This window comes from Pseudomonas sp. TE21435, from assembly GCF_056279265.1.
In genome coordinates this window covers 36,191-49,691 of record NZ_JBWBQZ010000001.1, presented here as the reverse complement: position 1 = coordinate 49,691, position 13,501 = coordinate 36,191, and the positions used below count along the sequence as shown (strand labels likewise).

14 protein-coding genes are annotated in these 13,501 nt (G+C 64.3%); 4 read left to right on the top strand and 10 right to left on the bottom strand.

Annotation, left to right across the window (positions count from 1 at the left end):
* Window positions 1-39: 39 nt before the first annotated feature.
* Both ACZ9C1_RS00275 and ACZ9C1_RS00270 read right to left on the bottom strand, forming a co-directional pair.
* Window positions 40-1,734: a ShlB/FhaC/HecB family hemolysin secretion/activation protein gene (locus ACZ9C1_RS00275; protein ID WP_277503260.1), complete on the bottom strand. Its 1,695-nt coding sequence runs from the start codon at window positions 1,732-1,734 to the stop codon at window positions 40-42.
* 149 nt (window positions 1,735-1,883) lie between these two features.
* Window positions 1,884-2,783 carry a DMT family transporter gene (locus ACZ9C1_RS00270; RefSeq protein WP_476253362.1) on the bottom strand — a complete coding sequence of 300 codons (900 nt, stop codon included), beginning with the start codon at window positions 2,781-2,783 and terminating at the stop codon, window positions 1,884-1,886.
* 133 nt (window positions 2,784-2,916) lie between these two features.
* On the opposite strand from ACZ9C1_RS00270, the gene ACZ9C1_RS00265 reads away from it, so the two are divergent.
* The 3 genes from ACZ9C1_RS00265 (at window position 2,917) to ACZ9C1_RS00255 (ending at window position 6,157) form a co-directional block, all read left to right on the top strand.
* On the top strand, window positions 2,917-3,354 hold the full coding sequence (locus tag ACZ9C1_RS00265) for an Lrp/AsnC family transcriptional regulator (protein ID WP_476253361.1): 438 nt from the start codon (window positions 2,917-2,919) through the stop codon (window positions 3,352-3,354).
* A 521-nt stretch (window positions 3,355-3,875) separates the two neighbouring features.
* A complete protein-coding gene (locus ACZ9C1_RS00260; RefSeq protein ID WP_102683572.1) occupies window positions 3,876-5,411 on the top strand; it encodes an NCS1 family nucleobase:cation symporter-1 in 1,536 nt (511 codons plus the stop codon).
* Between the two features lie 17 nt (window positions 5,412-5,428).
* Complete coding sequence (locus tag ACZ9C1_RS00255) at window positions 5,429-6,157, top strand: aspartate/glutamate racemase family protein (protein ID WP_277503251.1); 729 nt, start codon at window positions 5,429-5,431, stop codon at window positions 6,155-6,157.
* Window positions 6,158-6,252: 95 nt separating this feature from the next.
* Here ACZ9C1_RS00255 and ACZ9C1_RS00250 read toward each other — a convergent pair whose 3' ends face one another.
* The 8 genes from ACZ9C1_RS00250 to ACZ9C1_RS00215 all read right to left on the bottom strand — a co-directional run bounded on the left by ACZ9C1_RS00250 (window position 6,253) and on the right by ACZ9C1_RS00215 (window position 12,252).
* Entirely contained in the window at window positions 6,253-7,443 is a 1,191-nt protein-coding gene (locus tag ACZ9C1_RS00250; protein WP_277503250.1) for a D-amino acid dehydrogenase, read from the bottom strand.
* 45 nt (window positions 7,444-7,488) lie between these two features.
* Window positions 7,489-8,151 carry a histidine phosphatase family protein gene (locus ACZ9C1_RS00245; RefSeq protein ID WP_102683575.1) on the bottom strand — a complete coding sequence of 221 codons (663 nt, stop codon included), beginning with the start codon at window positions 8,149-8,151 and terminating at the stop codon, window positions 7,489-7,491.
* Window positions 8,152-8,340: 189 nt separating this feature from the next.
* Window positions 8,341-8,679, bottom strand: a complete 339-nt coding sequence (locus tag ACZ9C1_RS00240; protein ID WP_023629100.1) for an FKBP-type peptidyl-prolyl cis-trans isomerase — start codon at window positions 8,677-8,679, stop codon at window positions 8,341-8,343.
* A 74-nt stretch (window positions 8,680-8,753) separates the two neighbouring features.
* A complete protein-coding gene (locus tag ACZ9C1_RS00235; protein WP_277503249.1) occupies window positions 8,754-9,167 on the bottom strand; it encodes a GFA family protein in 414 nt (137 codons plus the stop codon).
* 107 nt (window positions 9,168-9,274) lie between these two features.
* On the bottom strand, window positions 9,275-9,835 hold the full coding sequence (locus ACZ9C1_RS00230) for a DUF1285 domain-containing protein (RefSeq protein WP_111532699.1): 561 nt from the start codon (window positions 9,833-9,835) through the stop codon (window positions 9,275-9,277).
* A gap of 11 nt (window positions 9,836-9,846) precedes the next feature.
* Window positions 9,847-10,452, bottom strand: coding sequence for a DUF4823 domain-containing protein (locus ACZ9C1_RS00225; protein ID WP_023629097.1), 606 nt, complete (start codon window positions 10,450-10,452; stop codon window positions 9,847-9,849).
* Window positions 10,453-10,518: 66 nt separating this feature from the next.
* Window positions 10,519-11,487 carry a GTP 3',8-cyclase MoaA gene (locus ACZ9C1_RS00220; RefSeq protein ID WP_139672613.1) on the bottom strand — a complete coding sequence of 323 codons (969 nt, stop codon included), beginning with the start codon at window positions 11,485-11,487 and terminating at the stop codon, window positions 10,519-10,521.
* A 129-nt stretch (window positions 11,488-11,616) separates the two neighbouring features.
* Entirely contained in the window at window positions 11,617-12,252 is a 636-nt protein-coding gene (locus ACZ9C1_RS00215; protein ID WP_023630645.1) for a TetR/AcrR family transcriptional regulator, read from the bottom strand.
* Between the two features lie 73 nt (window positions 12,253-12,325).
* Between ACZ9C1_RS00215 and ACZ9C1_RS00210 the strand changes: the two genes are divergently transcribed.
* Window positions 12,326-13,459 carry an aminotransferase class V-fold PLP-dependent enzyme gene (locus ACZ9C1_RS00210; protein ID WP_277503248.1) on the top strand — a complete coding sequence of 378 codons (1,134 nt, stop codon included), beginning with the start codon at window positions 12,326-12,328 and terminating at the stop codon, window positions 13,457-13,459.
* Window positions 13,460-13,501 lie beyond the last annotated feature (42 nt).

Here is a 13,501-nt window from a genome sequence, read left to right as displayed (position 1 = left end):
CGCGGGCGGCGGTGTCACGGGCAAAGGGCGGGTCGGGGCTCAGAAGAACGCGTCGACACGGAAATAGATCGGGTGTTCACGGCGGGTGATGACGTCGGGGCGCTCCAGCGAACGGGCGAAGGTCGCGCTGGCGGCGAAGTACTGGCCGCGCACGTTGAACTCCAGGGCATTGCCGCTCAGGCGGCCATGGTCCTGGCCGTTACCGTGCTGGCCCTTGATCACCCCCGCGTCGTAGGCGAACGCCATGCCGTATTCGCGCAGCCAGGGCTGCAGCGGCGCCCAGGTGACCGGCCGGCGCCAGCGCAACTGGTTGCGCCAGTAGCCGCCGCTGTCGCCGGTGAGGGTCTGCTCCTTGAAACCGCGCACCGAAGTAAGCCCGCCGACGCTGATGCGCTGGCCGCTGTAGAGGGCATCCTCGCTGCGCTGGCCGGTGGCCAGGCTGTCGAAGCTGAACTGCTCGCCCCACAGCTGGAACGGCTGCAGATAGCTCAGGGTGAGGGTGTACTTGTTGTAGCGCGCCACCGGTTCGTTGCCGCGCGGATCGCCCGCTCCCTGGGCGTCGAGCGCGCCGATACCCTGCTGCCAGCCGGCATCGAGGTTGACGAAGGCATTGCCGATGCGACGACCGTGGTTGACGCCCAGCTGGCGCTCGGTGATACGGGTGCTGGAGACGTCGATCAGGGTGTCGTCCAGGTAGTTGCGCGCCCGCAGGTGGCTGACGCCGACATTGACCGCGGTCTTGCTCAGGCTGTCGCGGTGGATCACCCGTTCGGCCTGGAACTGGTGCACGCTGTTGTCGCCGTCGAGCTTGAAGGGGAAACCGCTGGAGGTGTCGCGGGTGCGGTAGTAGTTGTGGTTGTAGCTGTAGTTGAAGGTCCACCAGCCCCACGGCAGGCTGTAGTTCAGGCCATGGCTGTCGGAGTGGCGCCAGTGGTCGCTGACCACATCGCGCCCGCCACGCAGGCTCAACTGATCGGCCAGGCCCAGTGGGCTGTCCCACTCCAGGCCAAGGTTCATCTGCTGCTCGCCGCTGCTGGCGTCGCCGTTGTTGTGACGGCTGGCCGAGACCCGCCAGGGCTTGTCACGCTGGCCCTTGAGCTGCACGCGACTGCCGCCGACCTCCTGGCCGGGCACCAGCTCCACCTCGACCTGGCGCGAGGGCAAACGACCGAGCTGGTCGACCATCTGCTCCATGTCGCGCAGGTTGAGTACCTCGCCAGTCTTGCCGGGGAAGGCCATGGCCATTTCCCGGGGGCTGGCCAGGGCGGAGCCGTCCAGCCCTTCCAGGCGGCCTTCGACAATGATGATCTGCAGCACGCCGGAGCCCAGGTCCTGCTGGGGCAGGTAGGCCCGGGTGGTCAGGTAGCCACGGTTCAGGTAATGGTCGGTGATGCGCTTGAGCAGCTCGTTGAGCTGGCCGACCTGCAGGCACTTGCCTTCGTAGCCTTCGAGCAGCGCCTTGCGCTGTGGCTCGTCGAGCAGGCTGGCGCCTTGCAGGTCGATGCGCTGGATCTGGAAGCAGCGTCCTTGCTCGGTGGGCGCGACAGGCGCTGGCGCAACCTGTTTGCCAGTTAACTGCTGCAACTCTTCAAGACGCCTGCGCTGCTCTTGCAACAGGTTTTCCTGACGGTCACGGATCAGGTCACGGTCACCGGGAGACTGGAACGGAGCCGCGCTGGCAAACAGCGGCAGCAGCGCCAAGTTGACAGCCAGGGCGCGAAGAACGAGGGGCATACGAGATGGTCCATCACGTGAAAACTGATCGCATCACTGCGAAACGGCTGCGAAGGGTACAAGACCAGCCATGAGCCATCAATACGACATCAATCTGCCACCTATAGGATAATTCTTTTTCGCATATAGGATTCTTCCTGACCCCTGATTCAGCGCTGCTGGGCGGGCTTGGCGGCAGCACGAAACCACCACCCCTGCTGCATGCCCGCCGCCGCCAGCAGAATCAGCCCCACCCCAAGCCATTGCAACGGCGCCAGACGATGGTCGAACGCCACCCAGTCGACCAGGATCGCGGCAATCGGGTAGATGAACGACAACGCTCCGGTCAACGCCGTGGGCAGGCGCTGGATGGCGCTGTACAGCAGCACGTACATCAACCCGGTATGCACGATCCCCAGCGTCACCAGGCTGCCAAGCGCCGGCAGCTCACCCGACAGCCCGCCAAGCGTTACCCAGGGCGCCAGCAGCAATACGCCGGTACTTACCTGGATCAGCGCGATCAGGTGCGGCGGCGTGCCGGTCAGGCGCTTGATGATCAGCGCTGCCACGGCATACAGGAACGCGGCGCCCAGCGCCAGAAGGATACCCAGCAGGTACTCCTCGCCATTGGCCTGCCCCGCGCCATGAGCGCTGACGATGGCGAGCATGCCGAGGAACGCCACGCTCAGCCAGGTCAGCTTGGCCAGGGTGATCTTCTCGCCCAGGAACAGCGCCGCCAGCCCCACCAACATGAACGGCTGGACGTTGTACACTGCGGTACCGATGGCGATCGATGCCCGCGAGTAGGAGGCGAACAGCAGTACCCAGTTACCGACTATCGCCACCCCGCTGACCACCGCCAGCAAGAAGGTGGCGCGGGTCAGCACCCCCGGCTTGAGAAAGCCCATGGCCGCGCAGATCAGTAGCAAGGTGCCAGCACCGAACACACAGCGCCAGAACACCACCTCCAGCACCGGTTGCCCGGACACCAGCACGAACCAGCCGATGGTCCCGGAGATCAGCATGGCGGCGATCATTTCCAGCGAACCACGGCGCAACGCATTGTCCATCTCACACCTCCTGTCGACGATGGGCACAGTATGCGGAGGGTTGAAGGTGACCTTCCAGCGGATAACCAAGGCATATCTGGGCTTGCGCCTTTACTATCAAGGCAGATCTTGAAAATTGCCTAACGAGGCCGCCATGACCGATGCCATCGACCAGTTACTGATAAACGCCCTGATGGAGGACTCGCGCCGCTCGCTCAAGGCCCTGGCGCAGATCAGCGGCCTGTCGGCGCCCAGCGTCAGCGAGCGCCTGCGCCGCCTGGAGGAGCGCGGCGTGCTGCGCGGCTACACGGTAGAGGTGGACCCGCGCTGTTTCGGCTACCAGTTGCAGGCAATCGTGCGCATTCGCCCGCTGCCGGGGCAGCTGCAGGAGGTGGAACGGCAGATCGTCGCCATCCCCGAGTTCACCGAGTGCGACAAGGTGACCGGCGAGGACTGCTTCATCGCCCGCCTGCATGTGCGCTCGATGGAGGAGTTGGACACGCTGCTCGACCGACTGAATGTGCTGGCCGAGACCAACACGGCGATCATCAAGAAGACGCCGGTGAAGCGGCGGTTGCCGCCGATGGCGTGAGTGAGGTTTTGCAGTTGCAGGCCCTATCGCGGGGCAAGCCCGCTCCCACGCGACGGGATTACCAGCCATAAGGCCAAGGGCCGCGAGAAAAACATGTACACAAAAATGTCACCATAGGTGCCATTTTTGTGTGCACTTCTCACAGGTAACGCCCCATTAGGTTACACACTTCAATCAACTAGATCTGACCATTCGATCAACTAACAGACCCGACAAAAAATATAACCTGTTCATTTGGTCAGTTTATATTTCCTTTATTTCATTAACTTATCTTTCAAATACATAGATTCAAAATAATGGCAACCTGAAAGCGAGTTGATCGCTGGCATGGAACTGGCTTTTGTGTGTCCGTGTTTTGTATACAAATTCAACAAAACATAAATACACAAGAACTCGCAGCGCCGCCCCATCGGCGGCCGTTGCGCCCAGAACCCAGTGATGCCAACGCCTGCACCGACGAGATGGCGAGCCCGTGCGCCAGCGCCCGCTCATCGCAGTCACGCGCATCAGGAGCCGCCGGAATGAGTAGCAGCCTCCCCCTTGCCCCTGAACTTTCCGTTGCCAGCACCCATCCCTCGACCACCAGCCTCGAAGGCCACCCGGCCGACCTTGAACTGAGCCCACGCCTGCACAACCGCGACCTCGCCCCGACCAAACTTGCGGGCCGCCGCTGGGGCGGCTACAGCATCTTCGCGCTGTGGACCAACGATGTGCACAATATCGCCAACTACTCGTTCGCCATGGGGCTGTTCGCCCTGGGCCTGGGCGGCTGGCAGATCCTCCTGTCGCTGGCGATCGGCGCGGCGCTGGTGTACTTCTTCATGAACCTGTCCGGCTACATGGGGCAGAAGACCGGCGTGCCGTTCCCGGTAATCAGCCGTATCGCCTTCGGCATCCACGGCGCGCAGATCCCGGCGCTGATCCGCGCGGTGATCGCCATCGCCTGGTTCGGCATCCAGACCTACCTGGCCTCGGTGGTGCTGCGCGTGCTGCTGACCGCGGTGTGGCCGCAGGTGGCGGCCTTCGATCACGACAGCATTCTCGGCCTGTCGAGCCTGGGCTGGGTGTGCTTCGTGGCGATCTGGCTGGTGCAGCTGGTAATCCTCGCCTACGGCATGGAAATGGTGCGCCGCTACGAGGCGTTCGCCGGGCCGGTAATCCTGCTCACCGTGGCCAGCCTCGCCGTGTTCATGTACTTCAAGGCCGATGCGCGTATTGCCTGGTCGGTGGCCGAGCCCCTGAGCGGCTACGAGATGTGGCGCAACATCTTCGCCGGCGGCGCGCTGTGGCTGGCGATCTACGGCACCCTGGTGCTCAACTTCTGCGACTTCGCCCGCAGCTCGCCATGCCGCAAGACCATCCGCGTCGGCAACTTCTGGGGCCTGCCGGTGAACATCCTGGTGTTCGCGGCGATCACCGTGGTGCTGTGCGGCGCGCAGTTCCAGATCAACGGCCAGATCATCGACAGCCCGACGCAGATCGTCGCCAGCATCCCCAACACCGCGTTCCTGGTGCTCGGTTGCCTGGCCTTCCTGATCGTCACCGTGGCGGTGAACATCATGGCCAACTTCGTCGCCCCGGCCTTCGTGCTCAGCAACCTGGCGCCGCGGCATCTGAACTTCCGCCGCGCCGGGCTGATCAGCGCCACCCTGGCGGTGCTGATCCTGCCGTGGAACCTGTACAACAGCCCGCTGGTGATCGTGTACTTCCTCTCCGGCCTCGGCGCCCTGCTCGGCCCGCTGTACGGGGTGATCATGGCCGACTACTGGCTGCTGCGCAGGGGCCGCATCAATGTGCCCGAGCTGTACAGCGAGAACCCCGCCGGCGCCTATCACTACACCAAGGGCATCAACCTGCGCGCCGTGGCGGCATTCATCCCCGCCGCGCTGCTGGCCATCGTCCTGGCCCTGGTGCCCAACTTCCAAAGCGTCGCGCCGTTCTCGTGGCTGATCGGTGCCGGCATCGCCGCCGCCGTGTACCTGCTGATCGCGCCGCGCCACGTCCAGTACCACGACGTCAGCGGCGAATGCATCGCCGTCGACCACAGCAGCCACTGAATTCAGGAAGATCCGTCATGCGTATTCTGATCGCCAACGTCAACACCACCGCCGCCATCACCGAGGCCATTGCCGAACAGGCGCGCAGCGTGGCCGCGCCCGGCACCGAGATCGTCGGCCTGACCCCGTGGTTCGGCGCCGAGTCGGTGGAGGGCAATTTTGAAAGCTACCTGGCCGCCATCGCGGTGATGGATCGGGTGCTGGCCTATGACCAGCCCTTCGATGCAGTGATCCAGGCCGGCTATGGCGAGCATGGTCGCGAAGGCCTGCAGGAGCTGCTGGACGTGCCGGTGGTGGACATCACCGATGCCGCCGCCAGCACCGCCATGTACCTGGGCCACGCCTACTCGGTAGTGACCACGCTGGACCGCACCGTGCCGTTGATCGAGGACCGCCTGAAACTGTCCGGGCTATACGAGCGCTGCGCCTCGGTGCGCGCCAGCGGCCTGGCGGTGCTGGAACTGGAAGCCGATCCACGGCGTGCGGTGGAAGCCATCGTCGAGCAGGCCGAGCGTGCCGTGCGCGAGGACAAGGCCGAGGTGATCTGCCTGGGTTGCGGCGGCATGGCCGGGCTCGACGAGCAGATTCGCCAGCGCACCGGGGTGCCGGTGGTGGACGGCGTGAGCGCGGCGGTGACCATCGCTGAATCGCTGGTGCGGATGGGGCTGAGCACCTCCAAGGTGCGTACCTATGCCACGCCGAGGGTGAAGAAGGTGGTGGGCTGGCCGATGCGCTTCGGGCGCTGATCTGCCAGTAGCAAGCCCACTCCCCCAGCGCCAAAAGCAATCCGTGGGAGCGGCGATGCGGCGACCCGACTTGCCCCGCGATGAGGCCAACAAGGTCAGCGCAACAGCCTCGCCAGCCGCTCGCCACTGCCACACGCCAAGGTGAACCCCAGCGCGCCATGCCCCAGGTTCAGCCAAAGGTTGCGATACCGCGTGGCCTCGATGATCGGCACCCCGGTCGGCGTCGCCGGCCGCATCCCCGCCCACTCCACCGCTTGCCCGTAGTCAGCGGCCTGCGGCAGGGTCTCGCGCGCCAACCGGCGCATGCTCGCGAGCCTGCCGGCGTCCACCGCCTCGTCATAACCGACGATGTCTACCATCGCCGCCACCCGCAGTTGATCGTCCAATCGGGCATAGACAATCTTGCGTTCGTAGTCGGTGATGCTCACCTCGGGCGCCCGGTGCGTGGCACCGACCGGCGCGGTCAGGCTGTAGCCCTTCAATGGGTAGACCGGCAGCTGCAAGCCGGGCAAGGCCAGGCCGGCGCTACGGTGCCCGGCGCTGAGCACCAGGCGCTGCACCTCCAGCCTTTCACCGCCCAGCTCCAGCGCGACCACACGCTCGTCGCGCGGTATCAGCCGGGTCACCGGCCGCCCCAACAGCAACCGGCACTGTCCTGACGCCTGCAGGCGCTCGGCCAGGCGCAGGCAGAAGCGGTGGCAGTCGGCGACCTCCTCGTGCGCAGTGAACACGCCGCCCACGAAAGGGGCTTCGGCAAGCGCCGGGTCGAGCCCGCGCAGATCGGCGGCATTCAGGACCCGTTGCGTGTCGGGATCCAGCAAGTGTTGGCGGCCGTGCTCGAATGCACGCTGTGTTCGAAACGCGACCAGCTTGCCATTGCGGCGCCAGGCGAAGCCATCGAGGCCGTCCTCTTCACGCCAGCGGGCGAGAACGGCCTGGCTTTGCAAGGCCAGATCCAGCAACTGGGCGGCATTGCGCCGATTGACCCGGGTACGGCAGGCCATGACGAAGGCCGCCAGCCAGCGCCACTGCGCGGTATCCAAACGTAGCCGCAGCCGTAACGGCGAGTCGCCCCGCAACAGCCAGCCCAGCGCTTGCCATGGCACCCCGGCATCAGCCAGCGGCGCCACGTAGCGATATGACAACTGCCCACCATTGGCGAAGCTGGTCGCGCTGGCCAAGCTATCGCGAGCTTCGACCAGGTCGACCTGCCAGCCTTCGCGCACCAGTGCATAGGCCGTGGCCAGCCCGACCACGCCGCCACCGATCACCGTTACCCGCTCCATCGGCACATCCCTGCCCGGCCCAGAAAGCCAGACAGTAACAGCAGCTCAGGTCGGGCAGCCAGACTCGCCGTTATCCAGGCCCTGGCGCACGTTACGGCTGAGCAGGGTCGCCTTGCCATCGCGCCAGGTCAGCGTGAGCACGTACAGGGAGTCGAAATCGTCGCGGTGCCAGTCCTCGGTGAGCACCCGGTCTTCACCCAGGGCCTTGCCGGCCACGGTGTTGATCAGCTCCGGCAGATACCCCCGTGACCAGGCCGTGTAGACCGTCGCATTGCGGTACTTGTCACTGAGCAGTTCATCGGCCAGCGCGGCTGTGTCATTGGCGCCGTAGTCGATGTTGACCGGCAAACCGAGGCGGATGGCGGCGGGGCTGATGGTCATCAGCGGGCGGATATAACTGTAGCGCTCATCCTGGCTGCCCTCCTCGACACCTCGTGAAGGGTTGGCGGCGAAGACGTAGTCGGCATCACCGAAACGCTCGGGCAACAGGGTGGCCAGATCCAGGGCCCGGTTCAAGCCCTGGCAGTTCAACTGCCCGAGACCCTCGCCGGGTTTCTCGGCGTGACGCAGGAACACCAGGGTCTGTGTCCCGTCGACCGGTTGCGCCCGGCTTTCGACCACATCCAGGGCCAGCGGCACGGCGGCGGCGACGAGCGTCAGGCTCAACAGCAGGTGGCGGCGACGGCGAAGGAAGGCTGGCAGCTTCATACAGGGCGGGCTCTATGTGGCACTGGATATCGGGTTGCCCCGCCACATGTCCCTGTCGTGATCGCCATCCTTGGCAGCGAGTGAGGCTCAGAGTGCCTGCGGCCCGTTTGGTTCCTCCATGACTGCACATACCTTCCTTGGACAATCAGCACCTTAGCGCATCGGTGTTGCTGAAGTATTACAGGCGGTTCAGTCGTCGCGGGTCAGCACTTCCAGCAATTCGATCTCGAACGTAAGGTCCGAATTCGGCGGAATCGCACCGACCGAGCGTTCGCCATAACCCAGGTGCGCCGGTACCTGCAGCTTGCGCTTGCCACCCACGCGCATGCCCATCAGGCCCTGGTCCCAGCCCTTGATCACCCGGCCGGTACCGATGACGCACTGAAAGGGTTTGCCACGCGCCCATGAGGAATCGAACTCGCTGCCGTCGGCCAGGGTGCCGCGGTACTGGGTGGTGATCAGCGCACCCTTGACCACGGCCTTGCCGTCGCCTTCCTGTAGATCGATGACTTGCAGCTCACTGCTCATGGCAGGTTCCTCGAAGCGGTTTTTCGTGGCCGCCGTTTTCTCAGGAATGCGCAGGTTTGGCAAGACGAGCCGTGTCAGGTGGGGGCGAACTGATCGAAGACCTGTTGACCGGTGAGGTTCCTGGTCTCGTTCTTGAAGCAATACCAGGCGGGCTGTTCGTCGACGAATATCTGCTCGGTGAAGCTCCAGTCTTGCTCGCCATCCAGCAGGCCGACCGGTACGACGTACAGGTCGCTCTCTTTCAGGCGGTAGAACAGGTGCGTGCCGCACTGGCCGCAGAAGCCGCGCTGGGCCCAGGGAGAGGAGTCATAGGCGATGGGGGTCGGGCCTTCGATGGCTGGGGGCTTGGTGCATTGCACTGCCAGCAGCGGGCCGCCGGTCCATTTGCGGCACATGCTGCAATGGCAAGCGCTGACATGGTTATTCTCGAGCGTGATACGCAGTCGGGTTTTGCCGCACAGGCAACTGCCTTGCTTTTCCAGTGACATGGCCCGGGCTCCTTGCTGTTGTTCTTGGGGACTTGGAGTATAGGGTCCGGCCGGTCAAGAGCAAGAACACGCATCGATGGGGCTGGGCGGCCCCGAAAACGCCATCGTCAGGCAGCACGCCCAATCGGATAGAACGTGCCCCGGCTCCAAACCCCAAGCCACTCCTCCCCGTCGATCTCGCGCGGCACCGCCAGCTCCACCAACTGGTAGAACACGTTGCGATGGACCAACGCCTCGAGATTGCCGCGCATCAGCACATAGGGCGAAGGCTCTTGGGTGACCGGATCGAGCTCGACCCGCAGCGGATGGTCCGGCCCGGCCTCGACCTGATCCTCGACGTTGCTGGTGAAGCGCAATACCTGCTGCTCGCCACTGCCCTGCACGTCGAGCAGCACAGCCACGAACGGCGCGTCATCCACCGTGATACCGACCTTCTCCACCGGCGTGACCAGGAAGTAGTCGTCGCCATCGCGGCGAATGATGGTGGAGAACAGCCGCACCATGGGCTTGCGGCCAATCGGCGTGCCCAGGTAGTACCAGGTGCCGTCACGCGCGATGCGCATGTCGATGTCGCCGCAGAAATCCGGGTTCCACAGGTGCACCGGGGGCAGCCCCTTGTGCGCGGGGATCTGCGCCAGCAGATCGCTGGCCTTGCCGGAATCGCTCATGACTCGCTCGCTCAGTTGCTCATGCCCAGGAGGCTACGAGCGTACTCGCGCATTGGCGCGGCAAGCAAATCCTGTGGCGTGTTGTCGTGGAACGTCAACAAACCGCCGCGGCTCTTGATCCGCGCCGTATCGATCAGATAACGGGTGCTGGTCTCGATCAACATCATCTGTACCACGCCACGGTCCCAGCCCAGGCGGTCGACGGCCTGCTCGTCGTACCATTCGTCACCGTTGCCGATACGGTCGTCGGTGCGGGCGAAACGGGTGTACAGCACGTAATCGGCGCCGACCGAACGGGCCTCGGCGATTGCGTCCTCCAGCCCCAGCGGGCCTTGGGCACGGCGCACCAGCGGGAAGTATTCGACGAAACTCTTGAAGGCCTCCTCGGCCACTGCGTTCTGCCGTGGCACCGGCCCCTTGCCCGGTGGCACGAAGGCGCCCTGGCCGATGAAGATGAACGAGTCCGGCTGCAGGCGGATCGACAGGGTACGGGTGGTGTCGCTGTGATCCAGCAGGCCCGCATCACTCATGTGGTAACGGACGCCCTCGCCCATATCGCTGACATTCATGCAGCCGCCCAACGCCATCAGCGCCAGCAGCAAGACCAGGCTACGCATCTTTCCTCCAGAAACCGGTGACGAAAAACCGGCGAATAGCCGCAGGATGCAGCTTTTGCGCCAGAGTCAGCCGCCGATCACCTTCATCACCATCACATCGCCGGAAAATGCCACATCCTGCTTGTCCGCCAGGGCCTTCACCAGTAGCCGCTGCAATGCCGGAAGCGCTTGATGACGGGGCTTGTCGAGCAGGTCCCCGACAAAATGACGGTTACTCGACGACAGGCAACCATGCAGCCAGCCGGTGGACGACAGGCGCAGGCGCGAACAACTGCGGCAGAATGGCACGCTCTCGTTGGCGATCACCCCGAAATGACCTTTGCCGGGAATGCGATAGCGCAAGGCCGTGGCATCCAACGGGCGTGGCGCCTGTTCATAGGCATGGGACTGCCCGATCAGCGCCAGCAGTTGCTCCAGGCCTACGAACTGCTGCAGGAAGGCGTTGCCATCACGCGCCAGGTGGCCCATGCGCATCAGCTCGATGAAACGCAGCTCGTAGCCGCGCTCAAGGCAATAGTCGAGCAGCGGCAGCACCTGGTCGAGGTTCTGCCCGCGCATGGGCACCATGTTGACCTTGATCGCCATCCCCGCGTCACTGGCCTGGGCCATGCCCGTCAGCACGCTGGCCAGGTCGCCGCCCCGGGCGATACGGCGAAAGGCCGTGGCATCGAGGGTGTCGAGCGAGACGTTGAGCCGGCGGATACCTGCGTCGCGCAGCAGCGGGAGCTTGCGGGCGAGCAACTGGCCGTTGGTGGTCAGGCTGATGTCCTCGAGCCCCAGCCCGGCCACCGCGCCGAGGAAAGCCTCCAGGCGCGGGCTCACCAGCGGCTCGCCACCGGTGATGCGCAGCCGCTCCACTCCGGCCGCCTCGACCAGGTACGCCACGCCGCGGGCCAGGGCATCCGCCGTGAGCTCGTCCTGCGCCGCCACCAGGCGCTTGCCGTCAGGCACGCAGTAGGTGCAGGCATAGTTGCAGGCAGCAGTCAGGCTGACGCGCAGGTTGCGAAAGCGCCTGCCTTGACGATCGACGATCATGGATGACTCCGGCATGGATGAATCGGGCCGGCAAAACCTGACTCAAAAATCAGGTTTTTGCAAGCCTTCCTGTCGAAGCCTTGAAGCGAGGATGCCTGGCGAAGGTCGACAGGCATCGGGGGAATGGCTTTAGTTCGCGCCTTCCGGATCGCGCTTGCGCTTGTTGCCCATGCGCACGCCGATGTCCATGAGGAACTGGAAGAAGCCTTCCTGGTCCTCGAGCACATTGCTCCAGAACGGCGAGTGATACAGCGCCACGGCGCCATGGACCAGGGCCCAGGCCGCGCAATAATGGAAGTATGGCGGTACGTCCTCGAGCTTGCCCTCGCTGATGCGCCCCTTGATCAATTGCGTGAGGCGGTCAAAGTTGGAGGCACGGATGCTGTGCAACTGCTCGACCATTTCCGGCACCTGGTTGCCCTTGACCACCTTTTCTTCCAGGCGGTCGAACAGCCGGTAACGCTGCGGGTCACGCATGCGGAACTCGAAGTAGGCGCGCGACAGGGCTTCCTTGTCGCGGTCGACGTCAGCCGAGTGCAGCAGCGCGTTCAGGTCGCGCTCGTAGTCGAGCATCAGGCGCAGGTAGATCTCCGCCTTGGACTTGAAGTGCTTGTAGATCGTGCCTTTGCCGATGCCCACGGCGTCGGCGATCATCTCGACGGTGACGCTGTCTTCACCTTGTTCGAGAAACAGCTTGAGCGCCGTGTCGAGGATCTCTTGTTCGCGACGGCGAAACTCACGGACCTTGCGAGGTTCTTTCTGCATAAGAAGGACTGGGATGACAATCGAAGCGGATTATTATGCCTAACTGGCGGCAAAATGCACGGATCTTCCAACCATGTCTGTGTTTCTTGATGAGTTCGAGCAGGCCCCGGGCCTGTGTTACCTGAACCACGCGGCAATAGGCCCCTGGCCACGCCGGGCCGCCGAGGCCGTGGCAAGCTTCGCCCGTGACAATGTACGCCTGGGTGCCAGCGCTTATCCGGCCTGGCTGGCCACCGAGCGACGCCTGCGCGAACGCCTGGCACGCCTGCTCAATGCCCCCACCAGCGGTGATATCGCCCTGGTGGGCAATACCTCCCAGGCGCTGTCGCTGGTGGCGTTCGGCCTGGACTGGCAGCCCGGCGACCAGGTCGTCATCAGCGACGAGGAGTTCCCCTCCAACCGCGTGGTCTGGCAAGCGCTGGCCAACCATGGCGTCGAGGTGGTCGAGGCGAGTCTGGCCGGCGCCGATCCGGAAGCGGCGTTGCTCGCCGCCTGCGGTCCACGGGCGCGACTGCTCTCGGTCAGCGCCGTGCAGTTCGCCAGCGGCTTGCGCCTGGACCTGGCGCGCCTAGGCGTCGCCTGCCGCCAGCGCGGCGTGCTGTTCTGCATAGACGCGATCCAGCAGGTGGGCGCCCTACCCTTCGATGTACAGCGCTATCAGTGCGACTTCGCCATGGCCGACGGCCACAAGTGGATGCTCGGCCCAGAGGGGCTGGGCGTGTTCTATTGCCGTAGCGAACTGCGCAGGCAGTTGAAACTGCACGCCTACGGCTGGCACATGCTGGAACACCTCGGCGACTTCGAGCGCCGCGAGTGGCAACCGGCACGCAGCGCGCGGCGCTTCGAATGCGGCAGCCCGAACATGCTCGGCGCCTGCGCGCTGGAAGCGAGCCTGTCACTGCTGGAAGACGTGGGCATGGCGCTGGTCGCCGAACAGTTGGAGCTGCGGGTCGAGCAACTGCATCAAGGTTTACTGGCGATCCCCGGCGTGCAGGTGCACAGCCCTGCTGATCCTTCACGACGGGCAGGGATAGTCAACTTCAGCATTGACGGCCAGGCCAACGTCGACATTTATCGAGCCCTGAGCAATAACGGGGTAATGTGCGCCCTGCGAGGCCCTGGCGTGCGATTTTCCCCACATTTCTATACTGACCAGCGCCTGATCGACGAAGTACTGTGCCAGATCCGCCAATTGGCAATGCATTGATCGCGCAAGGCGCTGCCTACGTATTCCAAATCTGTTTAAAAA

What these genes read in the sequence shown, in the direction of transcription:
- ACZ9C1_RS00275 (WP_277503260.1), bottom strand. Translation starts at nt 1,734, where the DNA reads ATGCCCCTCGTTCTTCGCGCCCTGGCTGTCAACTTGGCGCTGCTGCCG.
- ACZ9C1_RS00270 (WP_476253362.1), bottom strand. Translation starts at nt 2,783, where the DNA reads ATGGACAATGCGTTGCGCCGTGGTTCGCTGGAAATGATCGCCGCCATG.
- ACZ9C1_RS00265 (WP_476253361.1), top strand. Translation starts at nt 2,917, where the DNA reads ATGACCGATGCCATCGACCAGTTACTGATAAACGCCCTGATGGAGGAC.
- ACZ9C1_RS00260 (WP_102683572.1), top strand. Translation starts at nt 3,876, where the DNA reads ATGAGTAGCAGCCTCCCCCTTGCCCCTGAACTTTCCGTTGCCAGCACC.
- ACZ9C1_RS00255 (WP_277503251.1), top strand. Translation starts at nt 5,429, where the DNA reads ATGCGTATTCTGATCGCCAACGTCAACACCACCGCCGCCATCACCGAG.
- ACZ9C1_RS00250 (WP_277503250.1), bottom strand. Translation starts at nt 7,443, where the DNA reads ATGGAGCGGGTAACGGTGATCGGTGGCGGCGTGGTCGGGCTGGCCACG.
- ACZ9C1_RS00245 (WP_102683575.1), bottom strand. Translation starts at nt 8,151, where the DNA reads ATGAAGCTGCCAGCCTTCCTTCGCCGTCGCCGCCACCTGCTGTTGAGC.
- ACZ9C1_RS00240 (WP_023629100.1), bottom strand. Translation starts at nt 8,679, where the DNA reads ATGAGCAGTGAGCTGCAAGTCATCGATCTACAGGAAGGCGACGGCAAG.
- ACZ9C1_RS00235 (WP_277503249.1), bottom strand. Translation starts at nt 9,167, where the DNA reads ATGTCACTGGAAAAGCAAGGCAGTTGCCTGTGCGGCAAAACCCGACTG.
- ACZ9C1_RS00230 (WP_111532699.1), bottom strand. Translation starts at nt 9,835, where the DNA reads ATGAGCGATTCCGGCAAGGCCAGCGATCTGCTGGCGCAGATCCCCGCG.
- ACZ9C1_RS00225 (WP_023629097.1), bottom strand. Translation starts at nt 10,452, where the DNA reads ATGCGTAGCCTGGTCTTGCTGCTGGCGCTGATGGCGTTGGGCGGCTGC.
- ACZ9C1_RS00220 (WP_139672613.1), bottom strand. Translation starts at nt 11,487, where the DNA reads ATGATCGTCGATCGTCAAGGCAGGCGCTTTCGCAACCTGCGCGTCAGC.
- ACZ9C1_RS00215 (WP_023630645.1), bottom strand. Translation starts at nt 12,252, where the DNA reads ATGCAGAAAGAACCTCGCAAGGTCCGTGAGTTTCGCCGTCGCGAACAA.
- ACZ9C1_RS00210 (WP_277503248.1), top strand. Translation starts at nt 12,326, where the DNA reads ATGTCTGTGTTTCTTGATGAGTTCGAGCAGGCCCCGGGCCTGTGTTAC.